The organism is Pedobacter antarcticus (assembly GCF_900112985.1).
GTDB classification, from domain to species: Bacteria; Bacteroidota; Bacteroidia; order Sphingobacteriales; family Sphingobacteriaceae; genus Pedobacter; species Pedobacter antarcticus.
Genome location: NZ_FONS01000002.1, coordinates 216,424 through 240,385 on the forward strand (window position 1 = coordinate 216,424; position 23,962 = coordinate 240,385).

17 protein-coding genes and 1 tRNA gene are annotated in these 23,962 nt (G+C 38.0%); 9 read left to right on the forward strand and 9 right to left on the reverse strand.

The annotated features are described in order from the left end of the window. Positions 1-10: 10 nt before the first annotated feature. The 4 genes from BM192_RS06005 (at position 11) to BM192_RS06020 (ending at position 6,573) form a co-directional block, all read left to right on the forward strand. A complete protein-coding gene (locus tag BM192_RS06005; protein WP_081857441.1) occupies positions 11-3,079 on the forward strand; it encodes a SusC/RagA family TonB-linked outer membrane protein in 3,069 nt (1,022 codons plus the stop codon). Positions 3,080-3,159: 80 nt separating this feature from the next. Then, the gene (locus BM192_RS06010; RefSeq protein ID WP_037437576.1) at positions 3,160-4,614 is read left to right on the forward strand and encodes a SusD/RagB family nutrient-binding outer membrane lipoprotein; all 1,455 of its coding nucleotides are present in this window, start codon (positions 3,160-3,162) and stop codon (positions 4,612-4,614) included. 424 nt (positions 4,615-5,038) lie between these two features. Next, entirely contained in the window at positions 5,039-5,806 is a 768-nt protein-coding gene (locus BM192_RS06015) for a hypothetical protein (RefSeq protein ID WP_037437575.1), read from the forward strand. Positions 5,807-5,871: 65 nt separating this feature from the next. Continuing rightward, a complete protein-coding gene (locus BM192_RS06020) occupies positions 5,872-6,573 on the forward strand; it encodes a hypothetical protein (RefSeq protein ID WP_139218410.1) in 702 nt (233 codons plus the stop codon). A gap of 74 nt (positions 6,574-6,647) precedes the next feature. On the opposite strand, the gene BM192_RS06025 is transcribed toward BM192_RS06020, so the two are convergent. Further along, positions 6,648-7,544: a S66 peptidase family protein gene (locus BM192_RS06025; protein ID WP_037437573.1), complete on the reverse strand. Its 897-nt coding sequence runs from the start codon at positions 7,542-7,544 to the stop codon at positions 6,648-6,650. A 40-nt stretch (positions 7,545-7,584) separates the two neighbouring features. Between BM192_RS06025 and metG the strand changes: the two genes are divergently transcribed. The 4 genes from metG (at position 7,585) to BM192_RS06045 (ending at position 15,864) form a co-directional block, all read left to right on the forward strand. Next, positions 7,585-9,693, forward strand: coding sequence for a methionine--tRNA ligase (gene metG, locus BM192_RS06030; protein WP_088775946.1), 2,109 nt, complete (start codon positions 7,585-7,587; stop codon positions 9,691-9,693). Positions 9,694-10,239: 546 nt separating this feature from the next. Next, on the forward strand, positions 10,240-13,404 hold the full coding sequence (locus BM192_RS06035; protein WP_037437570.1) for a SusC/RagA family TonB-linked outer membrane protein: 3,165 nt from the start codon (positions 10,240-10,242) through the stop codon (positions 13,402-13,404). A 26-nt stretch (positions 13,405-13,430) separates the two neighbouring features. Continuing rightward, on the forward strand, positions 13,431-15,056 hold the full coding sequence (locus BM192_RS06040) for a RagB/SusD family nutrient uptake outer membrane protein (RefSeq protein WP_070808178.1): 1,626 nt from the start codon (positions 13,431-13,433) through the stop codon (positions 15,054-15,056). Positions 15,057-15,195: 139 nt separating this feature from the next. Beyond that, positions 15,196-15,864 (forward strand): hypothetical protein, encoded by a 669-nt coding sequence (locus BM192_RS06045; protein WP_037437569.1) that lies wholly within the window; start codon positions 15,196-15,198, stop codon positions 15,862-15,864. A gap of 210 nt (positions 15,865-16,074) precedes the next feature. Here BM192_RS06045 and BM192_RS21180 read toward each other — a convergent pair whose 3' ends face one another. The 3 genes from BM192_RS21180 to BM192_RS20900 all read right to left on the reverse strand — a co-directional run bounded on the left by BM192_RS21180 (position 16,075) and on the right by BM192_RS20900 (position 17,172). Further along, a complete protein-coding gene (locus BM192_RS21180; protein ID WP_051759434.1) occupies positions 16,075-16,356 on the reverse strand; it encodes a RagB/SusD family nutrient uptake outer membrane protein in 282 nt (93 codons plus the stop codon). Then, positions 16,344-16,697: a RagB/SusD family nutrient uptake outer membrane protein gene (locus tag BM192_RS21185; protein WP_262496531.1), complete on the reverse strand. Its 354-nt coding sequence runs from the start codon at positions 16,695-16,697 to the stop codon at positions 16,344-16,346. The genes BM192_RS21180 and BM192_RS21185 overlap by 13 nt, the downstream gene beginning before the upstream one ends. A gap of 334 nt (positions 16,698-17,031) precedes the next feature. Beyond that, positions 17,032-17,172, reverse strand: a complete 141-nt coding sequence (locus tag BM192_RS20900; RefSeq protein ID WP_157282724.1) for a hypothetical protein — start codon at positions 17,170-17,172, stop codon at positions 17,032-17,034. A gap of 528 nt (positions 17,173-17,700) precedes the next feature. Here BM192_RS20900 and BM192_RS06060 point away from each other — a divergent pair. Next, positions 17,701-17,772: transfer RNA gene (locus BM192_RS06060), tRNA-Arg, on the forward strand. A gap of 414 nt (positions 17,773-18,186) precedes the next feature. Here BM192_RS06060 and BM192_RS06065 read toward each other — a convergent pair. From BM192_RS06065 to BM192_RS21340, 5 genes are all read right to left on the reverse strand, one after another. Further along, positions 18,187-19,128: a hypothetical protein gene (locus tag BM192_RS06065; RefSeq protein ID WP_037437567.1), complete on the reverse strand. Its 942-nt coding sequence runs from the start codon at positions 19,126-19,128 to the stop codon at positions 18,187-18,189. Beyond that, positions 19,128-21,122 carry a phospholipase D-like domain-containing protein gene (locus BM192_RS06070; protein WP_037437565.1) on the reverse strand — a complete coding sequence of 665 codons (1,995 nt, stop codon included), beginning with the start codon at positions 21,120-21,122 and terminating at the stop codon, positions 19,128-19,130. The genes BM192_RS06065 and BM192_RS06070 overlap by 1 nt, the downstream gene beginning before the upstream one ends. Positions 21,123-21,548: 426 nt before the next feature. Further along, on the reverse strand, positions 21,549-22,613 hold the full coding sequence (locus BM192_RS06080) for a type I restriction endonuclease (RefSeq protein WP_037437562.1): 1,065 nt from the start codon (positions 22,611-22,613) through the stop codon (positions 21,549-21,551). Between the two features lie 20 nt (positions 22,614-22,633). Continuing rightward, complete coding sequence (locus BM192_RS06085; RefSeq protein ID WP_201771339.1) at positions 22,634-23,482, reverse strand: hypothetical protein; 849 nt, start codon at positions 23,480-23,482, stop codon at positions 22,634-22,636. Beyond that, positions 23,470-23,754: a DUF4236 domain-containing protein gene (locus BM192_RS21340; protein WP_201771338.1), complete on the reverse strand. Its 285-nt coding sequence runs from the start codon at positions 23,752-23,754 to the stop codon at positions 23,470-23,472. The genes BM192_RS06085 and BM192_RS21340 overlap by 13 nt, the downstream gene beginning before the upstream one ends. Positions 23,755-23,962: the final 208 nt, after the last annotated feature.

Here is a 23,962-nt window from a genome sequence, read left to right on the forward strand (position 1 = left end):
ACCTAACTACATGAAAAAACTTATACTAAGTTTGTTCGTGTTGTTGTGCATGTCTGCGTTCGCAATTGCACAAGACCGAACAGTTTCTGGTACAGTCACTTCACAGGGGGATAATCTACCAATTCCCGGTGTAAGTGTTAAAATCGTCGGCGCCTCAGGTGGTGCAATAACAGGAAGTGATGGAAAATATTCAGTTAGCGTACCTTCTGGCGCTACAGCACTTCAATTTTCTTTTATCGGTTATACTACACAAAACAAGCCAATTAATTCCTCTGGTGTAATTAATGTTGCTTTAGTTGGTGACAGCCAGGGCCTCAACGAAGTTGTTGTAACGGCTTTGGGTATTAGAAGAGAGAAAAAGGCTTTGGGTTTCTCGGTAACGGAAGTTAAAGGTGATGAGCTTGCTAACGTGGGTAACCAAAATGTTTTAAACTCTATGAACGGTAAAGTTGCCGGTGTACAGGTTGTAAGCAGTGGTGGTGCTCCTGGACAAGCTGCAAGGATTGTGATCCGTGGTGGTAATAAGTCCCTTACCGGTAATAATGAGCCTTTATTTGTAATTGACGGTGTACCAATTAGTAATGCTAATGATGGTAACAGCGCGGCGAATGAAGTTGAAGGTGTCGGTACTCCTAACCGCTCTGCAGATATCAACCCTGACGATATTGAAACAATGACGGTGCTGAAAGGTAGTGCAGCATCTGTACTATATGGTAATAGAGGATCAAATGGTGTTGTATTAATCACTACAAAATCTGGTAAAGCAAGCAAAGGAAAACCTGTAATTACTTTCAACAGTAATTTTGCACTTGACAACGCTATTAACCTACCTGAATTTCAAACAGAGTTTGCTCAGGGTACAAACGGAGTTTACCAAGAGGGCGTTTCTCGTTCATTCGGTCCACGAATTGCTGGACAAGAAGTTAAGAGTAATGCTGCTGGAAAAAATGTAACGTTACAAGCTTTTGATCCGAGAAAAGATTTCTTAAGAACCGGTAGCTTAATTAACACCAATTTATCAATTGCGCAGTCTACAGAGAAAAGTGACTATTATTTTTCGGCCGGTCAGTCTAAACAAGAGTCTATTGTACCTAACCAAGGGTTCAATAAAGCGAATGTTCGTTTAAATATGAACAATAAAATTTCTGAGAAGCTTTCATTCGGTGTAAATGTTGGTTATACAAGGAGCTGGGGTGATGTTCCGTCCTTAGGACAAAGTGGTAGCAATCCATTTTTTGCTTTATTTGGAATGCCCGTTTCCTGGAACCTTAAAGGTTACGGATATGAGCGCGAAGATGGTTCACAGATTAACTTCCGCGGTGGTGCTTTCGATAACCCACTTTGGACAGTCAATAAAACATTTAATAATACACAAACAGATCGTCTGACAGGCGCTGTAAATGCTGCCTATAAAGCGAATGATTGGTTGGATTTTTCTTACCGTTTAGGTAATGATTACTATAATGACATCAGCAAGTCTTTCTTCGATATCAATACTGGTAGTAATCCTAACGGCGCGTTGACAAATACTAACACTTACCGCCAAGAACTGACTTCAACTTTCTTAATCAATATCAATAAGAGAATATCTGAGGATTTTAATTTTTCAGCTACATTAGGACAGGATTATAATCAACGTAAATCACGCATTTATCAACAAATCGGTACTGCATTGTCATTGCCTAGTATTACTACAATGAATAATGTGGCTGCTTTCAGTCCTGATTACGAGTATACCAGTTTGAGAAGAACAATTGGTGCTTTTGCTGATTTAAAGTTCGACTATAAAAACTTTCTATTCTTGAATATTACAGGCAGAAATGAATGGTCTTCTACATTACCAATTAATAACAGAACATATTTCTACCCTGGGATAAATACTGCTTTTGTCTTTAACGAGGTTCTGGGCATTAATCCAGATATATTGTCATTCGGTAAAATTAGGGCAGGTTTTGCAAAAACCACAAGAGATGCAGATCCATATCAAATTTATAACACTTACGCTAAATCGTCATTCGGAGACGGTTTTACTGATGGTGTTGAGTTTCCATTTGGTGCAACTCCTGGTTTCACTGTTTCGGACCTTGTTCGAAATGCGAATTTGAAACCAGAGTCTACTAAAGAATTTGAATTTGGTACAGAACTACGTTTCCTGAAAAACCGTATTGGTTTAGACGTGACGTATTTTGAGAATAAAAATACAGACGGTATTGTAGCGGTTGATATTTCTCCGGCTACAGGGTTTACTAATGCTGTATTGAATTCAGGAGTGACACGTGCAAGAGGTATTGAAATCGGGTTAAATGCATCCCCTTTCAGATCCGCTGATTTTAGCTGGGATATCAATGTAACCTTCAGTAGAATCAGATCTAAAATATTGGAAACTTATCCAGGTATTGATAAATTCTATTTGGGTGGTTTTAGTGGTAACCCTGCGATTTACGCTGTTAAAGGCGAAAGATATGGTTCGATCATTGGTACTGGATATGCAAGGGATGAGCAAGGTAGAGTTATTACTGACGACGATGGTTTACCAACGTTTGTCGATGGTATGAATCTTGGTCATACAGAAGCGGACTGGACTGGTGGTATCAGAAATAGTTTCAAATATAAAGGAATCGGTTTTGATTTCTTAGTTGACACCAGACAAGGTGGTTTCATGTACAACGGTACCGAAGAAAGTCTTGACTTTTACGGTGTAACTAAAGGTACAGCTGATAGGGAAAAAGATTTTGTTTTCCCTGGAGTAAACGAAAACTCAGGCCAGCCTAACGGTGTCGTGATAAAGAAAGACGGCGACTATTATTCATTCGCTCAAGGTAACGAAGAGTATGTTTATAAAAATAACTGGGTTAAACTGAGAGAAGCAAACTTAAACTACACATTCAACCTGAATAAGGAAAAAAGTATTAAGTCGTTAACTGTCGGCGTTTATGGTCGTAATTTATTCATCTGGACGCACGTTCCACATGTAGATCCAGAATCTAGTTCTTTTGGAACTGGTAACGGTCAGGGCGCGACAAGATTCGCTTTCCCTACAACCAGAAGTTTTGGTTTGAACTTAAAAGCGGTATTTTAATTAGGATAAGAAAATCAGGACGATCTGCTTTCCGCAGGCTGTCCTGATACTCATCACCTATAAATAAAAAATGTATTCTAATGAAAAAAAATTCAACATATAACTTTTTAAGCATGAAGGCTATGGCCATCAGCTTAATGGTCCTTTTGATCAGTGTTTCTTCCTGTAAAAAAGGTTTGGATATTAATATCGATCCAAATAATCCAACTGATGTTCCATTGAAAACAGTTCTACCATCAGCACAGGCTAATTTAGCTTACACACTGGGTGGGTCTATCAATAGAATCGGCGGTTCAATAATTCAACATTATTCTGGCCACAGAAATCAACCTCTTGAATATAATAGGTTTGATCTGACTCCGGCAACTACAGATAATATCTGGAGCTCGATGTATGCAGGTGTTCTAGAAGATTTATCAAATATTACAACAAAGGGAACTGAGGGTGGAGATCTTGTATACGTTGGTGTTGCAAAGATTTTAAGTGCATATACCTACAGTATTCTGACAGATTCTTACGGAGATATTCCCTTTTCGAACGCTTTAGGGGGAGTAGAAATCATTAACCCTGCATACGATACACAAGAGTCTATCTATCCGCAATTGATCACTATGTTAGATGAAGGTATCGCGGCTGTAAAATCGGGTTCAGGTAGTGAGAAACCTGGTTTGGATGATTTAATCTTCGGCGGCGACGTAGTAAAATGGGAACGATTCGCTAATACCTTAAAGCTAAGGTTACTGAATCACACGAGTAAAGTGAATGCAGGTGCTGCGCTGGCTTTCCTGAACACTAGTCCTATATTAATGACTTCAAATGCAGATAATGGTGCTTTTGGATTCGGAACTACAGCATCTACATCTAATCCGATTTATCAATTTGATGTTATATCTGGTAGAAATGACAATGCTATTTCTTCAACGCTAATCAACAAAATGAAAGGTTTGAATGATCCAAGGATCTCTGCATTTTTCTATCCTGTTAAAAAAGGGGCGTTAGCAGGTCAATATTTGGGTAATGTTCCCGGTGGCGATAATGATGATTCTGGTGAATCTAAATTTTCAAGGGTTGGTGCAGCTTATGCTGCTACTGATGCTCCAGTAGTGTTCTTGAGTTATGCTGAGCAAAACTTTATTATTGCTGAAGTTCAGCAGAGAGCTGGCAACAATGCTGCTGCCGGAACTGCATACAATAATGCTATTAACGCAGATTTAACTTATTTAGGTGTTTCTGCATCTGCAGCTTCAACTTATTTAGCACAGTCAACAGTGGCGTTTAACAATACGCTACAGCGTATTATGGAGCAGAAATGGATTACGATGTTCCAAGGACCATATGAATCTTGGGTAGACTGGAGAAGAACAGGTTTCCCTGTTTTAACTCCGCCTGCTGTGAACAGAACTGGTGGTGTCTTCCCAAGAAGATTTCCTTATCCTCAATTGGAAATTAACCTGAACGGCGAAGCACTTGCTAATGGCCCAGGTATTCCAATTCCTTACAAAACCTTCTTAACTGGAGTATGGTGGGATAAATAGGTGGCAATACGAATATCGTCCTGAAATAGGTTGATAGATAAGTCCCAGTTACGAAAGTAGCTGGGATTTTTGTTTACATACACTTTAGGGCACAATCGAAGTTGCTTAGGCCCAGCTGCCAATTCCACTGTCTGAGGTTAGTTCTAACCCAATACTAATTCATCGATCAAAAGTCATAGCTGGTAGTTGTTGACCTAAAAGAAAATTTCGAATAGATGTTTTTAATTAAAATGTTACTTAGTTGTAGAATAATATTTTGATACCTGATTCTGTTGCTTGTATATGAGTTGTTTACGTATGTTCTTCATTTTGTTGTTGTTTCTTGTTTAATATTATGGTGTAATTTTATGTAAAATAATATGACGATATTATAATTATAAGTATATTTATTATATGTTTTTATAAATAATTTTATATTTTTTCTATGGATAATTTTAACTTATTAAGAAGAGTTTCTTTTGTTGCAATGGTAATTTTATGTGTAACAGGATGTAAGAATGGAAACCCACCCGAGCCAACTATTAGTTTTGATCAGGCTCTTTTAAAGAGTAATGGAAGAATGCAGATCATGAACGGGCAAGCTCCCCCGGCACTTGATTGGGAAAATATTGCCTTTATGCCTTCTCCCCCGAATGTAAATCCTATACCGGTTCCATGGCAATCGGGTTTAGGTGGGAGAAAAATTGACGACGATATAATAAATGATTATAAAAAGAAAGATGGTTGGGAGTTAGTTTATAATACATTCAATACATCTCAGGTTTACAATCCTTCATATTTCATGTTATACAATAAATACAAAGGAATAATCAGAACGTATTTTTATTTTGTCACACCGTCGGCCTATCCTTCCAGTAACATCTCATACTTGTTAACTTTACGTGGAGCAAAAGGACCCCAGTCCCCTATGTTAAATTTCGCGGCCAAAGACATAATTAAAGTTGACAGCAATACTAATGAGGTCTCTCAAATTCAGGCATACACAGTCTCTAATACAGGTTCGTGGTATGCTACGGATTTCGAACTTGCCTACGATAAAAATACTAGTTTAACAGATTTCAATGATTTGCAATTGAACTGGTCAATCAATCCAAATACCATAAGTCAGATTACTCTTAATGGTATTGAGACAGGTACAATTTCAGGGACTGTTACGCAGAACAAACCGGAACTAATTTTTTCGGTAATTTAACGAACGCCGCAGTCGACGGTAGTATCAAAGTCGGGAGAGCAAGTGCTGACGACAGATTTAAATTTTTGAGTAATGCGATTTTGTCTAGTGTGCTTGATGCCGCCACAAGTGGTATTGGAGGATTCGTTAATGGATTTTTGAGCGGCATTATCGGTGGGGGAACGTCAACACCCACAAGCCAGCAGATTGATCTTAAAATTAATTCGCAAATAGCAATATCAGGGACGAGCACTATTCAAAGTAATTTATTTGATAATGTCTTTGCTTTACCAGGGACATTGAACAACCGGAATAATTTGCCATTTTATCCCGAATATAATCTTCCAATGGGAATATACTATCTATCAAATGCACCGAAAGTTACATATAAGGAATTAAGTTATAACTTGGATATTCCTGCTACCTCTACCGGGGTAAGAACTAAAAGTACATTTACAATAGATGAAACTTCCTACCAGCTTGTATTTAACCCAAGCCTCTCAAGTTTTGCTGACATTCAGAATATCAGAAAAGAAGTCCTTTATTTACCGTCCGCTTCCGCTGCAAATAAAATTGACTACGAGGCGTCAGGTTTGCAAGGTGAGAATGTAGCAGGAAAAGCTATATTCAGTGCTGTAAATTATATTACACTTAAGGCTTCCAGTTCGTCTACATATTATAATGGGAACCGTATTGTTGTACGCATTTCATTCGATGTTGTTCCAAAAAATGGGTCGCCAAGGGTGAAAATTGTCAAAACATTTAAAACGACATTACAAAAGAATTAGTGATAATATTGATTAACAAGGTAGGTTTTAACAGAAATTTGTACCAAGAGACGGACTTGTCCGTCTCTTTTAATTTATTGTCTGAATACTACCTTCTGCCCTGAGATATCGAGCTTGCAGGTCTCGCCAACTATCATCACCCTGTTATCTGCTATGTGCCCGCATGGAAAATTATAGCAGACTGGAAAATGATAATCTTTCACCAGTTCCTGGATTATCTCTTCCGGGGTTTGGCCAAATGGAATACTCTCTTCCGGTATTTCATTGAATGCACCGATGATCAGGCCTTTTAAGTCGTTTAATTTCCCGCTTCTGATTAATATCCTAAGCATACGGTCTATACTGTATTCTGGCTCGCCTACATCCTCCAGAAAAAGAATTTTATCTTTATAATCTATTGCAGATACAGAACCCTCTAAAGCAATAAGTATGCTCAGGTTGCCTCCGGCGAGTATACCTTCTGCAATTCCGGTACGGTTCGGGAAGCTGCTGCTGTAATCATAGGTGTTGCCTTCGTTGAATAGTGCTCTTCTTAAACTTTCTAAGGATTCCCGACTAGCATCTTCAAAAGTTCCGGGCATCTGTCCATGTATAGAGGCTGTGTTCGTTTGAGCCAGAATATGAGAGAGCAGGACGGTAATGTCACTGAAGCCGACTACCCATTTAGGATGAGCGAGAAAATTCGTGAAGTCAAGATTGTCGATGATCCTGAGGGTTCCATACCCACCTCGTCCGGCAATTATACCTTTGATTTCCGGATCGTCCAGATATTGCTGTAAATCTGCCGTGCGTAGCTGGTCGTCGCCTGCAAATTGGTGATAGCCTGACTGTACCGACTTACCTTCAACTATTTCCAGTCCCCAGCTTCGCAAAATATCTAAAGCATTGTCAATGGGTTTCTTTAGTTTTTTGGCAGGACAGACAATTGCAATTTTGTCTCCCTTTTTTAGGCCGGGTGGCAGTTGAATCATAGCTAAAATCAATATCTTTGACAAAATAATAAAAATAGTTTTGGATAATAGTAAAATAAAGAGATATACCGTTACGGCGGCCTTACCCTATACGAATGGTCCGGTTCATATTGGTCACCTTGCAGGCGTGTATTTGCCAGCTGACACCTATGTGAGGTTTTTAAGAGCTAATAACAGGGACGTAAAATTCATTTGCGGATCTGATGAAAATGGAGTTCCTATCACACTGAAGGCTAAAAGGGAAGGTGTGAGTCCACAGGAAGTTGTAGATAAATATCATAAAATCATTGGAGATTCATTCCGTGATTTTGGCGTTTCGTTTGATATCTATCACAGAACCTCTTCTCAAATGCATCATCAAACTGCATCTGATTTTTTCGAGACTCTTTATAATAAAGGGGTGTTTACCGAAGAAGTGACTGAGCAATACTATGATGAAAAGGCACAGACTTTTCTTGCAGACCGGTATATTACAGGTACCTGTCCAAAATGTGGTTCCGAAAGTGCCTACGGAGATCAATGTGAGAACTGTGGTAGCACATTGAATGCTACTGATCTGATTAATCCTAAATCTACTTTGTCGGGTGAGCCTCCTGTCAGGAAGGAAACCAAGAACTGGTTTTTGCCGCTCGAAAAATATGAAGACCAACTGCGTACTTATATTGAAAGCCATAAGGAGTGGAAACCGAACGTATATGGGCAATGCCAAAGTTGGTTAAATGCAGGTCTGCAGCCGAGGGCAATGACCCGGGATTTGGATTGGGGTGTTAAAGTGCCTTTGAAAGATGCTGCAGGGAAGGTGCTTTATGTCTGGTTTGACGCACCAATTGGTTATATTTCTGCGACACGTGAGTTATTTGAGTATGCACGTCTTGACGTATGGAATCCAAAATCCGAGGAATATTATATTAACCAGAAGGAAGTGCAGAAGGGTAACTGGGAAGATTACTGGAAAGATGATTCTACTAAACTCGTTCATTTTATAGGAAAAGATAATATCGTATTCCATTGTATAATATTTCCTGCAATGTTAATGGCGCATGGTGGTTATACACTGGCTGATAATGTGCCTGCAAATGAATTTCTGAATTTGGAAGGTCAGAAGATCTCTACTTCAAAGAATTGGGCTGTCTGGTTAAATGAATACCTTGTCGAGTTTAAAGATAAGCAGGACGTATTGCGTTATGTACTTACAGCAACTGCGCCCGAAACTAAAGACAATGATTTTACCTGGAAAGATTTTCAGGCCAGAAATAATAATGAATTAGTTGCTGTTTTTGGAAATTTCGTAAACAGGGTTGTCGTGCTTACACATAAATACTTTGGTGGAAAGGTGCCTATGTTGATGAACGTTACTCCTGAAGACCAGTTGGTAATTGATGAGCTGGCAGCAGCTCCTGCTAAAATTAGCGCGTCTATTGAGCAATACAGATTCAGGGAAGCGCTTATGGAAGTGATGAATGTTGCACGTATCGGTAATAAATACCTTGCGGAAACTGAACCTTGGAAAGTTATAAAAACGGACGAGGATCGTGTCAGAACTATTTTAAATATCAGTTTGCAGATTGTTGCTAGTTTAGAGATTCTGATAGAGCCATTCCTACCGTTTACGGCCGATAAGCTAATGAAGATGCTGAGCTATGGTGGTCATCAATGGGAAGATGCTGGTAAAATGAACTTATTAGTTCGTGGCCACCAGTTGAATGAACCAGTTCTTCTTTTTGAGAAAATAGAAGATTCCGAAGTACAGGCTCAGATTGATAAATTAAATAAAAGTAAAGACGACAATATCAAAGCGAATACTGTTGCCGCTCCTGCAAAGGAAAATATAGATTTTGAGCAGTTCAGTGCAATGGATATCCGTGTAGCTACAATTATTGCAGCTGAGAAGGTTGAGAAAACAAAAAAACTACTTAAACTGACATTAGATACAGGGATAGATCAGCGTACAGTTGTTTCTGGTATAGCTGAATACTTTAAACCGGAAGATATTATAGGAAAACAGGTTAGTGTGCTTGTGAACCTGGCACCGCGTGAAATTAAAGGCGTTGTTTCGCAAGGAATGATTTTAATGTCTGAGAATGCAGATGGCGAATTATCGTTTGTTTCGCCAATGGAAAATCACAATAATGGAAGTGTGATTAGATAGAACTGGTTTTTCTCCTAAATAGCCGAATAAAACGGGTCAGATCTTCAGATTTGACCCGTTTTTGTTGTTTACAGATCTTTCTTATATGTATCTCTAAAAAGTTATTTCCAGATTTTATTTTCATTTTAACATTCATTTCTGCTTAAAAGTCCGAACTCTTGTCTTAAACTCATTTTTTTAGGTCGTTTTTGAATTTATTTCACATTATTTTTTGATTTTTTTGTCTGTATTTGGTCTCATTTCTATTTTTAGCAGTTGTTCTTTTCTGTTTTTGCTGATTTTTTGTTTGGTTGGCCTTAAATTGTTCTTGATTATTTTTTGAACCATAGTCCATTTGTGATTTAAGTACAAAAAGTACGTTTGCGCCTATTTTTTTGCTGTTTTTTTTTGAAGAAAATATTCATCCCGGAGTTATATGGACTCTAAAGTTTAAACCTTAAATGTCATTATTTAGTCATAAAACTATCGCGTACAATAATTCGAATATTGTATTGTAGTTCAATTATTATATTAGACGTCAACTATTATTAACTAAACTAAATTTTTATGAAAAAACTTTTACAAAGTTTGTTCGTAATGATGCTATTTGCCAACCTTGCATTAGCTCAGGACCGGACAATTTCAGGAACAGTTATATCCGGAGAGGATAATAATCCAATTCCAGGAGCGACTGTCAAATTCAAAGGAGCAAAAGGTGGTACCCAAGCCGATGCTTCAGGTAAATTTTCGGTAAGACTTCCTTCAGAGGTCAAAGTTCTTGAAATTTCATCTCTGGGTTTCACCTCCCGGGAAATCGCAGTTGGAAGCACCACTGTTTTCAGCATTACACTAGAGAGCGATGCTCAAACTTTAAGTGACATTGTCGTTGTTGGTTATGGTACCCAAAACCGTAAAGATGTAGCAGGTTCTGTTTCGAAAGTTTCGGGCGATTTACTGCAGAATAATCCGGCCCCTTCGTTCGACAGAATGCTTGCCGGTAAGGCTACAGGTGTACAGGTCATTACACCGTCTGGAATATTGGGCGCGGCACCGCAGATCAGAATTCGTGGTGTCAACTCAATTACTTCCGGTACCACACCACTGTTTGTAGTGGATGGTGTACCGGCAATAAGTGGCGACGTAGGTGGATTCACATCGACTAATGCTCTTGCTGATATTAACCCAAATGATATTGAGTCATTGGAAATATTAAAGGATGGGGCAGCAACAGCTATTTATGGGTCACGTGCAGCGAATGGTGTTGTCTTAATTACTACTAAAAGAGGTAAAGCTGGTGTTCAATTCAATTATGATGGATGGACAGCAATTGCAAATGTCTCAAAGAGATTTGATTTATTAAACGCAGATCAGTTTATTGAAATTGCAAATGAAAGATTTAGAAATGCGAACCAAACGCCTCAAGCTAATCAGACCCCGGACGGTAACGGTGGGTTTGTAAATACTGATTGGCAGGATGCAGTATTCCAGCAATCTATTCAGCAAAACCATTCTGTTTCTGCTTCTGGCGGTACAGACAAGACTAAATACTATTTCTCCCTGGGTTATACTGATCAGAAGGGTGCAATTGTTTCTAATGAGCTGAGACGTTATAGTTTCAGGGCAAACGTAGATCAGAAAATCAATAGCTTTCTTACATTCGGTATTACTGCAGGTGTGACTTACCAGCGTAATCTTGGCCCGCTGGCCGGATCAAATAACCTTTCTGGTAACGTGTTTGCTGCAACCAGAATGTTGCCTAATGTTCCGATTTATAATGAAAATGATCCTACAGGATACAATATCACTCCAGATAGAAGGTCTCTGGGAGCCGGAGGTAATCTAAGTCCGATTTCAGACAATATTCCAAATATTCGTTTTGTTTTAGATAACAACGTGCGTAAGTCTCAAACGTTGAGATTATTAGGGTCGACTTATTTAGAAGCTAAAATCATGGATGGCCTTAAGTTCAGAACTCAGTTAGGTATTGATGGGTCATTTGTAGACGATTTTGTTTACACCGATCCTAGAAGTGGAGATGGGTTAAGCGCAAACGGCTCTATGTCACAAGCTTACAATCCTCTTTTCCGATATAACTGGCAGAACATTTTAACCTATACCAAATCTATCAATGGGGAGCACAATATTGATGTAACTTTAGTTTCTGAGTTGCAAAAGCAGAGATCTTCTTTTTTCCAGGCAAGTGTATCTAATCTCTTAAACGTTTATTTTAACGAGAATATTACCAGTGGAACGTTTATTACACCAACAGTTTTTGGTGGTTTGAATAAGAAAGCAATTGAGTCTTATTTAGGAAGGTTAAATTATAATTACAAAAACAAGTATTATGTTACTGGATCCATCAGAAGGGATGCACTTTCTGACTTACCAAAAGAAAACCGCGTTGGTTACTTTCCTGGTGTTGGTGTACAATATCGTTTAGGTCAGGAAGAATTCTTTAAATCTTCAGATGCATTAAGTTTTGTTTCCGATTTGCGTATTAAGGGATCATTTGCTAAAGTCGGCAACACCGATATCGGTAACTTCCCTTATTTCGGTACTTATGGTGCTGCTTTATATGGTAACCAAGGTGGTATTGGTTTTAATAATACGGGTAATCCGGCATTGAGATGGGAATCTCAGAAAAAATATGACGGTGGTGTGGAGTTAGGTATGTTTAATAACAGATTGAATGTAAGCGCAACTTATTGGAAACAAGTTACCGATGATTTGATTCTGGCTGCTCCGACTGCTCCTTCTCTGGGTGTTCCAGGTAATCCTGCTAACTCAATCAACTCAAATGTAGGTAGTATAGAAAATAGTGGATGGGAATTCTCTGTAAACGGTGATATTGTTTCATCATCTAAATTCAAGTGGAATGCCACATTGAACTTCTCTACGCAGAAAAATAAAGTAACGGCATTGGTTAACAATAGAGATATTATTACTGATTATAATATTATTCGCGTTGGAGAGTCTATCCGTTCTATTTATGGATATCAGTACATGGGTGTGAATCCTGCTAATGGAAATCCATTGTATATGAAAGGTAATGGAACCGTTATTCAGGGTAGAATAAGTAACACTAGTTATTATACTTATGACCCTGCTAATCCTAATTATTTCTTTAATAATGCTTTACCAGTTGACCCGGTTTCAAATCCTGACAACAGATCTTCACTGTCAGGCAGCGACAAAAAGGTATTAGGCAATTCTCTACCTAAATGGTTTGGAGGATTTAATAATACATTCACTTACAGTAATTTTGACCTGAATGTCTTCTTAAGATTCCAGGGAGGTAATTATGTAATGAACCGTACCCGTCAGGATCTTTTAAGCAATAACTTTGTAAACAATAGTACTGAGGTATTAAACAGATGGCAGAGTGTTGAAAATCCTGGTGATGGTCAAACGCCTAAACTTTGGGCTGCAAGAGGTGGATTCATTAATTTAGATAACAATGCTACGACCCGTTTCGTAGAAAAAGGCGACTTCTTAAGAATGGATAACCTGGCTCTTGGTTATACAATTCCTTCTGAGGTTATCAAAAAAGCTGGTTTAAGCAGACTTAGAGTATATGCTTCTGCCCAAAACCTATTTGTAATTACTGGGTATAAAGGATTAGACCCTGAAACAACTGGAAGTGGCACGTTAACAACTTTAGGTACAGGTGTAGACTTTAATGGTAACCCGCAGTTGAAAACATTTACATTCGGTCTGAACATTGGCTTTTAAGCTACTGTAATTTAAATTTTGAAAAAATGGATATGAAAATAAAAAATATAAGATTTCGCAGAAGCCTTTCGCTCCTGCTGATTGGCATGACGTTAACTGCAATATCTTCTTGTGAAAAGCAGACAGATCTCGTTCCAAATAACTCTTTTGCGGAAGGGGATGCATTTGTTACTCCAGATCGTATTGCGCAGGCCATAAATGGTGTTTATAGTGCTGCACAAGCAGGGGCGTATTCTGCTGATGGAAGTAACAGAGGGTACCCTTTTGGCGCAGCTAATACTGAGCAACAGGATGCTCGTGGTGAAGATGTCATTGCCGTTCCTTCATTTTTCGTTATAACGTACGAATCGACTTATCTTGCTAACTCACCAAATAACACATCTATGTGGGAGACATTATATGCCATGATAAACCGGGCAAATGTCGTCATTGAGGGTGTTAAAACGGCCGCTGCCAGTAACGTAATTACACCTCAGCTCGCGTTGCAATACGAGGGAGAGGCGCGTTACCTGAGAGCTATGGGGCACCACGAGTTATTAGTTCATTTTGCAAGACCTTACGGACAAACTCCCGATGCATCTCATCTTGGTGTTCCTTACAGAACTGTAGGAATTAATACACCTCAGAAAGTTGAAGAAAATCTGGCGCAGGGAAGAAATTCGGTTAAAGAATGTTATGACAAAATTCTTGAAGACCTGACTTTTGCGGAAACTAATCTTCCTGCAACCTATGCGACAGCAAATATTAAGGTTACTCATGCGACCAAAGGTGCTGCAATAGCGATGAAAACCAGAATGTATCTGCATATGGGCAATTGGGCAAAAGTAATTGAAGAGGGCAATAAGATTGTCTCAGCTTCTGCTCCATTTACAAGTTCGATAGGCGGATATACCCTAACCGCTTCACCAGACGGACCATTTGCCAGCAATTATGGAAATACAGAATCTATCTTCTCGATTGAGAATAATACGAACAGAAGTTCAGGTACTAATGGATCAATTTCAGCTATGTACAGTAAAGGACCTGGTAGAGCACTAATTGCACTTTCTCCTATCATTTGGAATGCGCCTTTCTGGAAAGCCAATGACCTAAGAAGAACGTTGTTAGCTAGTAACGACGCAACAGCTACAGTTGCTCCGAGAGCTTATTTTTCTAACAAATACCGTGATCAGGCAACTTTCACAGATGCAAATCCGATTATACGTTATGCAGAAGTATTGTTAAATGTTGCAGAGGCTTCAGCGCGTGTAAATGGTGTTAACGATCGTGCATTAGCCTTACTGAATGCAGTGAGAAACAGATCGGTAACTACAGTAGCTGACCAATATACGCTAGCTAATTTCACTGGTCCGAATGACCTGATCTCTGCGGTTCTGAATGAACGACGTATAGAGTTTCTTGCTGAAGGGCATCGTTGGAGTGATATCCACCGCCTTTCGACGGATGCAGTCTTTACGACAGGAGGTATTCCAGCTAAGGTATCTTACGCAAATACTACTTTTGCATCCTGGAATGCGACTACTCCTTATACGGGAATTAGAGGTGTTACACAAATCCCTGCGGCAGATTACAGGTTTGTATGGCCAATTCCCCAAAGTGAAACGGATAACAACTCGGTGTTAAAAGGGCAACAAAATCCGGGGTGGAATTAATAAAAAATACCTTAAGCGGAATGGGATAATAATCCTGTTCTCCAAGTAAAGGATTTTACGAGAAGGCTGTCCCATAATATTGGGGCAGCCTTTTTATAATTTATTCAGGCGTATTTTAGTGTTTAAATAAAGATAGAAAATGAAAATCACCTTATTTACAATCGCCGTAAGTTTACTCTTACTGTTTAAAAATGCACATGCCCAGCATGTGTTTCTCTCCGATAACTACGGAAAGCCAGTTGTCGAACATAAGTATGAAAACCTCAACGGATCTACTTATTTATTTGATAACTGGGAACCCGGGATAGTTAAATTAGGTAATGGATCTGTCCTGAAGGATATAGAACTTAAATTCGACATGGTTAATGAAGTTGTATTGTTCAAGGGGAAGAATGGGGAAACGCTCCGCTTTGTCGAAGACGTAAAGGAATTTACTTTTTTGACCCCCCAGAATCATAAAATTTTCAGGAGTGGTTTCGGGTTAGTGAAAGGTGCGACTGGCGACACCTACTATGAGATTTTATTTGATGGCACAATTAAACTTCTAAAGCGAACGAAAAAGCTAATTATAGAATCTAAGGGGTATAATTCTGCTACAGTAAATAAAAATGTGGATTCCCTTGTAAAGTATTATTATGTGAATGAGAATGGGAAAATAGAGGAGTTTAAGACGGCGAAAAAGCCAATAATTAGCCTTCTAAGTAGTCGTGCGAAAGAAATAGAAAATTTGATTGCGGCTGAGCATCTAGATCTAAAGAATGACATTGATCTTGCTAAAATATTCAAGTACTATAATTCTACCTTATAGTACTAACTAAAAAGCGTATTGTAAGACACAATACGCTTTTTTTGTTGACACCCTGTAAAGGGTATTAGTCCTTCATTTCGGACTGATTCTGAGCGAAAAGCGTCATAGGAAGTGTTTTTTCAATAATTAATTTAGTCAATAAAAAATGGCGGGGAGTATTAATCCCGCCATCTTCATATGGTTTTAGATTGAGTGTGAATCTCCCGAAAATCAGTATCCTGGATTCTGGTATATCCTTGAGGGACCCAGTTTTACTTCATCTAATGGAATTGGAAAATAGCGGTTTTTGGTACTAAAATTGGCCAATTTTGCATTTCCGAAAGTAGATTGTGGTTTAGTTTTAAAGTATGCCATGAGTTCTCCGATGGTAAAAAAAAGGAGTAAGTCAAACCAGCGCTGGTGCTCAAATGCAAGTTCAACTCTGCGCTCATGCAGGATAGCTAGTTTCAGCGTTGGATATTTATTATTATAATCGACTGTTAAGCGTGCCAAAGCATATAAAGTAACTCCTGCACGTTTACGTTACCATACTGTATAGCGAGCGCATCATTTCCCAGGTACATTTTAACTTCTGCCAGCATAAGAATCACCTCTGCGTAACGAATGATTGGGGTGTTGTTACCTCCATATCCGTTTACTGATGCAGTCGAACTGGCGTCCCGGTATCTAGTAATCAAATAATCCTGAACCTGCGGGCTGTTGGCGAACTTAATAGAAATAGCTGCACGTGGGTCAGTCTTTTCATACTCATTCACCAGATCTCGGGTAACATTGCCTCCTACGCCTGCTGTAACCTCGAGTGAGTTAATAGTTTCAATATCTTCCGGGTTCACAAACACATTGTTTTCCGCAGGGTATCCGTCTATTACATATAATGGATCTGAGCTGACATTGATGGATCCTACACCCCTAACGCGAATTTTGTCCCTGCATATGGTGCACCACTTGTCTGGGAACCTGGTTACTGGCAACTTTACCTACCAGGGCTTGTCCAACGGTCGGAGCAGTGACGTTTAAATCTGCTGCCTTGACGCTGCTGATTGCACCGGTAACATCAGATTTTCTAATGGCCTATTGCAACACCCTCATGCAGTGAGTCACTAGATTCTTTTAATTTGATATTAATGTTGGTCTGACCAGTAATCAAAACCTGAGCCTTTTTATATCTTATGAATTGAAGCTTAATGTCGAACCAATGGCTACACTAATTTTGAACCGGCCGTTGCCGTCAGTACCAACTTTATGCCCAGATGACTGATCCAACGCTGCTACACCCAGCAAGGGTTGATTTTGCTCGTCGGTAACCATACCTGTAACCTGAATTTGTGCTTGTCAAATTACATTTAGTTTTTTTTTAAAACGTTTTAGCTGGATCTGAAATAATAGTGCTTTTCTATACCACCTAATTTTTCGTGTGATTGGCGGCAGCCTTAGCACCTTGTCCCAAAGACATTAATGCCTTTGGGACAAAACCTGAAACTACGGATACTAATCCCAATTTAGAAAGCTTGAATAGCGAGCTCTAATAGAATTTCTGCATTATTAATCTGTTTTGTTAAGGTTTAATTGCGTGTTTGCTGTCAAGATATCTGTCTGATTCTTTCAGGTCAGGCGGAAAACTTAACGTCGCGAAAAACTAGATTCCTGTATAACCTTTAATTTAAGTCGCTGTTAAAACCAGTAACACCCTTAAATAGTAGTCGAGGGGAGCGGAAAGGAATTATTTAGCTGGAGGAATTTGTTTGCAAAATGGATTATAATGCATTTGATTTATTGCTATATTTGCGGCGGTTCGATTTCGCTATTTCAAATGCAGTGTAATATACAGCCATCATTGGTCCCGTAGTTCAACGGATAGAATAGAAGTTTCCTAAACTTTAGATATGAGTTCGATTCTCGTCGGGACCACGAAAGCTCGGTAGTACTTAATACTACCGAGCTTTTTTGCTTCAAGGAATTACTGAACCTTATCTTTTTTTATGCCTTTTGCCAAGAGGATAGTGAAAATACTAAAGCTTAGTGTTAGTTAGTAAAATTTCAAATGAGAGTTTAATGCAGTTAAATCTCATAGATGTTTTGCTCGTAAGACTGAAGGATTCTTCTTCGTGCCATTATTCATGTAAGAACGTCTGAATCTAAAAAGGAGGTTCTTCTAAGGGCGTCTTTTCTTAAAGCGTGTTGAATTTGAAATTGTTTAACCTCATCATGTAAATGTGTAATTTCAGTATAAGCATTATATCAAAACTTAACTGAGCACTAAAACTAGCTGTAATTTTGAAATTATGGTGGTGAAATATTGATTATAATATAATGCGCAGTATATTATCGTTTGATAAAATCCATAATATATTGAACTGCTTCGGTAGTGTTGCTCGCTGTAGATTTGAGCTCAAATCTCTTTACGCCAGACGACTTAAACCAATCAGTCCAAATCACATTCATAATTTCCATATCTGTCGGATGCTTAGTTGCAGCCCCAGTTTTAGAAAGCGACCGATCATACATTTCCAATACAATAACATCCAGATCTTTTAAAAAAGGATTAGTTGTCGGATTAATTTTGAATTTTGGATTCATATTTAGAAAGACCTCCATGCTACTTTCTTTTGATTTCAGAAAGGCGGTCCGAAAACCGGCAACTTTTGCGGCACTTAGATCATAACCTTTGTTATAAATGCCAGCCTCAATATAGCCGTCGGTCAGGAGAATCATAATATTGCGAAATTTATGAGTTACTTTTCCAATTGCGGCATCAGGTAGCACTATTCGACTGTCAATACCTGATTGAAAATAGGTCCAGATGTCGGCTCCATTGTTAGAAATAGCAGCGCGGGTGTTAAATTTTCTGTACTCATTTATTAAAGTTCTCCTGTCTTCAGCAAATGTGCGTGATACATGATTTCTGGACAGAATATAATTAATCCGATCAATTTGACGTGAACCGAATCTTCGAAAATCAATGGTTAGCGTATTCGTGTTTATTTTATAGAGTCCTATTAGTCCCTTATTGATAAAATCCACTCTGTAAACATCCTGCTGTCCATCGATTCTTTTGAGCTTTAATAGATCTGGCCATACTTTTTCCAAAATACCATCTATAATCTCTGCATCATTCACGGCTTTAGGATAGAGTTTTTGATTTAATCGATTAGATAAGTCAGGGGCAAATACGACGTTATAATGGATAATTTGTTTTTGTTTCTGAGCAAATACTTTCAGCAAAGGAGAGAGGATTAATAATCCAATTACAAGCAATTTTTTCATTATAATTTGACGCGTTTATCTATCTGAGACAGTTTGGTTTTATCATTTTGCCAATTTATAGCAGTACCGAAAGCTTCTTTGGATTTATCAGTAGCTTTGATTATCGCATATTCTTCATGCAGATAATCATTCCAGCCTTCCAAGAAAATATTGATTCTATCATTGAGCGCATCTATTGAGATGGGTAAATGATCATTTTCTACATGACTCTTGTAAATGGTAGAGATGTCTCTGATGTGTTGTTTGCCTGTTATTAAATCGGTTTTCTTAATTTCCTTTAGCATATTCAACTTATTAGGCGTCGATTCGAGCTCAGTCTCAGTTATTTTGTACTGGGCTTCCAAACCTAGATTTAGGCCTTCGACAGTATAAATCTCTTCTTTTACTGCTAAAGACTTGTCTTCTTCTTGCCTTACATCTTCACTCATTTGCGTAATCAGTAAGCTATTTTTCAACGTTGCAACATCTGGGTTACGTTCATCGAATATGGAGATCAGTTTTTCAAAGGCAAATTTGAGCATCACCAAACCAAACCCTCCAAGTAGAAATACAAGGTAAAAATTTGGGTCTGTGAAAGCTTTTTCGAACTGCCAGACTTCATTAATGTCTCCGGCATCATATTTCATCTGATATATTGCCGCTGAGACCTTATAGGCAATAGCAGTATCAATTAAAAAAACACCGATGATGAACATGACAAAAATAACCCATGCTTTTTTCGTGAATAATTTTAGCAGTGCACAAAAGAGTGGAATACTGACAAATAATAAAATGAAAATAAAACCAGACCCTCCCTTTTCTAGAGTTAAGCTTAAGGCTTGGGGATTAAATATTTCCATCGGTAAAGAATCTAGTCCTGCCTCTCTGGCAGCTCTTGAATCTTCAACAGCGAACAGTAAAATGTAACAAGCCGAAGAATAAAATATAAACAGATAAGTAATCAGACAAATATTAGCAATAAGCACTGGTATAAATTCATACCATTTGAACTTCGGTATAATAAAATCACGTTGAGCATTTCTGATTTTTTCTTTAAACTCCGATATTATTTTTTCATGAGATAGTATCTTTATGTTTTTTAGGCTTTCGATATACTGTTTATTTTTTTCTACATCGGATTTGATACTAATTAATTTGTTTTTTGCATTTAAAATCCCATTTTCAGCTTCCGATTCCGCTGTTTGTAATTGTAGATTGAGGTTTTCTTCAAATGTGTTAATACTTTTAATGCTCTGCTCGTCTATTTTCGTGATCAATCTTCTCTTCTTGTCATCTACAACATCAATGTCATTGATGAACACCGAGTAAACGGTGTCTAGGGATTTGGTTAAGACCTGATGATCTCCATTATTAAACTTAGCACGTTCATAGCCCTGTTTCCTTAATATGGCACGATCGAAGTTTCCTATTTCCGAAGCGATCATCGAATCCAAAACTTTGGTGAATTCTGAGATTGCGTGCTCTTTAGCAGTATGTTTCTCGATTTTAGATTCTGCAGTCAACTTCTCTTCCACGGGTTTAATCATCTCGTTTCTTTGCTGAAGAGCTTTCTGATTAATGTTGTTGAAGTTGGCTACTAGACTCGCTACCGTTTGTTCGTGATTAGTGACAATAATACTTTCATGATTGTTTTTTCTTGCGTTGACGGACCAGTTGTAGGATCCGTGGAGAGCAATCCGATTATCAATAACACAGAACTTTTGGTGCATAATTCCATAACCAACATTTTTTATTTTGGTTACAGATGCCCCCAGTATAATTAGTTCCTCAAAATCTAATTTTTGATTTTCTTGATTGTCTGCAATAATAAGTTTGACACTTACTTTCTGGGCGGCCTTAATTTTGATGATTTCGAAAAGTTCATCATCTGTAAACCAGGAACTGGCAATAAGTATTTCAAAATCGGATCCTTCTAATTCTTTAACTATTCGGGCGAAAATTTCCTTGTTGTCGTCTAATACTTCTTGCTCAAGGACCTGAGTATCTGTAGTCATGATTGAGGATTTTAATAGCGTTAATGTTATAAAATTGAGTTGGCTATTGATTGTGGCAAGTAGGAGAACAGAATTTGCATCCATCAGCAGCGGTATAGTTTTTTTTCGCTTCTGCTACAGCTTCTATACAAGAGTAGAAATCACCCAGGTATTTTCTATTCTTAATATCAGGTAGGTATGAACAAAAGTTGTGATGAACCTCCTGATCTCCGTTGCTTTGTTGATTGGTATTTATGTAATATTTCATCGTAATTTTATTGTTTTGACTCTTCGAAAATAGATAGTTTTAACGTGATTTTATTACGGGAAACCGTAAATAATAAGTGGAGTTTTGTGATTTAATTCGTTGTTTTATAGTGTGTTGTCGGTTGATGTCTTCTTGATGATTTGTCCTGAAAATATCAATTTTTAGAAATGCCATGAATATTAGTAGTTAGCTACTGTCTGATGCAATTGGGATCTGCTGTCATATATCTCATCGAGACTGTTGAGCTGTATTTTCTCTCCGGAATCTTTACCGTTGTGAAATAACTCTAAATATTTATTTACTGTATTGAAGTGAAATCTGCAGATCGGTTTTCTGTTATTATCATCAAGTAGAACGCCGAAATAGGATTGTGTATCTCTTGGAGAAATTCGTTCAGAAGGAATTTTCTCACGTAAAATAGCTCTGACGATTTGAAAGGCGTCCAGCTCTTCTTCGGTAGTGATTATCTTAGAAATTTCCTGAATGTCATCAATAGGAATGACTTTGCTTTCCTCTCGATTCTGTATTTTTTCATTAATATCTAACGCAGATTTTAAACGATAACTGATAGATTCATTAATAGATACCGACAGTGCTTTTTTAGTATACTCTTTGAAAGAAATCATACGGTTAGCGGTTAATGTCTTATCAAAAAACCTATTTACCAATAACTTGACTAATTCGTCCGAGGGAGTTTCTATTTCCTTTTCAAATTCTTTTCGTATAGCTTTAATGTATTTCAGCCCTTCAGCTGAATCCAGTATACTTTCAAGGTTGTACGCATTTTTTGTGAAGCTTTCAAGAATTTTTATGGAGCTATCTTTCAGGTCTTCGATATCAATCGTTAGAAAAGGTTTCTCATCCATTATATTTGGTTTTTCCAGATCCGCATAGAAATTGTAAATAGTACCATTTGTCAAAACGCCAAATCTTGCTTTTGATACATGGTAATATCGGTGGAGCTGAGAGTTATGCGCATCTGCATTTTCCTTCCAATGCTTGCACTCGAAAATCAGAATAGGTTCGTCATTTTTTCTAATAACATAATCTACTTTTTCTCCTTTTTTTGTGCCTATATCGCAGATGTGCTCCGGGACAACTTCCGTAGGATTAAAAATGTCATAACCCAAAATCTGTATGAAAGGCATCACAAAAGCATTCTTTGTAGCCTCTTCAGTTTTTATTTGTTCCTTCAAACCATTTACTCGCTGGTGTAGCTGCTCTAGTTTTAATTTTAGTTCCATAGTCTCATGATTATTCTCGTTTATTGTGGTTTTGATTGTTTGATCGATCTGATGACACTTTGATATGCTGAGAAGGCATGTCCAAACTGTGCTGTGAAATCATAATTGCTGAATTGGTATTCCTCATTTAGGCCAGTGGTCGTTTGTAATCTTATCTTTCCGTATTTGACAATTGGAATTTGATAGTTTCCTTTGAAACGTCTGTCTGGACTTCCATTTTTATTAACCTTAAGCCATGTCTGATCGATAATTATGGAATCACCAGGTACACTTTCTGTTTCTGTAAACCGGACGAATCCGTGGCTAAAATCCACTTCATCGATCCCAATGAGGGCAAAGTTTGACTCTGAAGAGTACATGACAATAAAACCAGGATAGATGTATAAATCGGCGCCATTTGCATTTTGAAAGTAAAGCGCCTCAAAATTTGATTTAATATCCGGAAGTGATTTGATGGCAAACTTTACTTCCCGTTTTTTTAACAGCGTGTTGGCTGACGAGCGCGCCGCTACCCGGTCTTGATAAAAGGCACTTGTTACGTCCCAGATTCTGTTCGAAAGAATTAATTGTGTAAAGGTGCAGAACAAGGTTTTATACTTTTCGCTAATCTCAATCTCAAATTCTGTTTCCAGCTTTACATAGCAATTCTCTATTTGGATTAGAAGCTGGCTGGTAGCTTCCTGTTGGTTTTTAATATCGGTTCTTATATTTTGAGGGATAGATTTTTTAATCAGTCCATATAAAAAGATATAGCTTGCAGCCAATTTTAACCTGGAGTTTCGAATGGTTCCTCTGATTTTTAGCTGGTCATTTTTTAGTTCTTTCCTCTGCTGGGCCGACATCAGAATAGCTTCCTTTATACCCTGCATATTTTGGCTCGTGATTTCTTGTATATCTGTGCTAAAAATATTGTCGTCTGATTGACCGGGTGTTGGCGGTGAAGGGAGGTTTTTTTTTGGTCTAGTAACTTCTGGCGGTTATAAATACCCAATGTTGGTATACCGGTGTTTATATATGTACCTTTTTTCCCAAATGTTATATTTGAACCCTTAATCCCGATAGAGGTACTGATCCCGCTCTTGCTGAAATTCAAATGTACTCCAGGAATGATTTTAATCCGTCTTCTGTAACTCCATGCCATCTTGTACGTATTTCTATTAGTATTTTGTTAGCGACATTTTTATTAAAATGTCGCTAACAAAAATATATACGTATAAGGCTTTTTTTTTACGGTAAACCGTAAACCAGAGCGGTCTTAAAAAGAAAAATTAAAGGGAATTTGATATTTATTATCTTTTGGTTGATAGTGGCTTACGTAATTTTTATCCCAGTCGGAAATGGAGTACAAG

Excerpts from the sequence above, each read along its gene's own strand:
- BM192_RS06005 (WP_081857441.1), top strand. The coding sequence starts at position 11 with ATGAAAAAACTTATACTAAGTTTGTTCGTGTTGTTGTGCATGTCTGCG.
- BM192_RS06010 (WP_037437576.1), top strand. The coding sequence starts at position 3,160 with ATGAAAAAAAATTCAACATATAACTTTTTAAGCATGAAGGCTATGGCC.
- BM192_RS06015 (WP_037437575.1), top strand. The coding sequence starts at position 5,039 with ATGGATAATTTTAACTTATTAAGAAGAGTTTCTTTTGTTGCAATGGTA.
- BM192_RS06025 (WP_037437573.1), bottom strand. The coding sequence starts at position 7,544 with ATGATTCAACTGCCACCCGGCCTAAAAAAGGGAGACAAAATTGCAATT.
- BM192_RS06035 (WP_037437570.1), top strand. The coding sequence starts at position 10,240 with ATGAAAAAACTTTTACAAAGTTTGTTCGTAATGATGCTATTTGCCAAC.
- BM192_RS06040 (WP_070808178.1), top strand. The coding sequence starts at position 13,431 with ATGGATATGAAAATAAAAAATATAAGATTTCGCAGAAGCCTTTCGCTC.
- BM192_RS06045 (WP_037437569.1), top strand. The coding sequence starts at position 15,196 with ATGAAAATCACCTTATTTACAATCGCCGTAAGTTTACTCTTACTGTTT.
- BM192_RS20900 (WP_157282724.1), bottom strand. The coding sequence starts at position 17,172 with ATGGTTACCGACGAGCAAAATCAACCCTTGCTGGGTGTAGCAGCGTTG.
- BM192_RS06065 (WP_037437567.1), bottom strand. The coding sequence starts at position 19,128 with ATGAAAAAATTGCTTGTAATTGGATTATTAATCCTCTCTCCTTTGCTG.
- BM192_RS06070 (WP_037437565.1), bottom strand. The coding sequence starts at position 21,122 with ATGACTACAGATACTCAGGTCCTTGAGCAAGAAGTATTAGACGACAAC.
- BM192_RS06080 (WP_037437562.1), bottom strand. The coding sequence starts at position 22,613 with ATGGAACTAAAATTAAAACTAGAGCAGCTACACCAGCGAGTAAATGGT.
- BM192_RS06085 (WP_201771339.1), bottom strand. The coding sequence starts at position 23,482 with ATGCAGGGTATAAAGGAAGCTATTCTGATGTCGGCCCAGCAGAGGAAA.
- BM192_RS21340 (WP_201771338.1), bottom strand. The coding sequence starts at position 23,754 with ATGGCATGGAGTTACAGAAGACGGATTAAAATCATTCCTGGAGTACAT.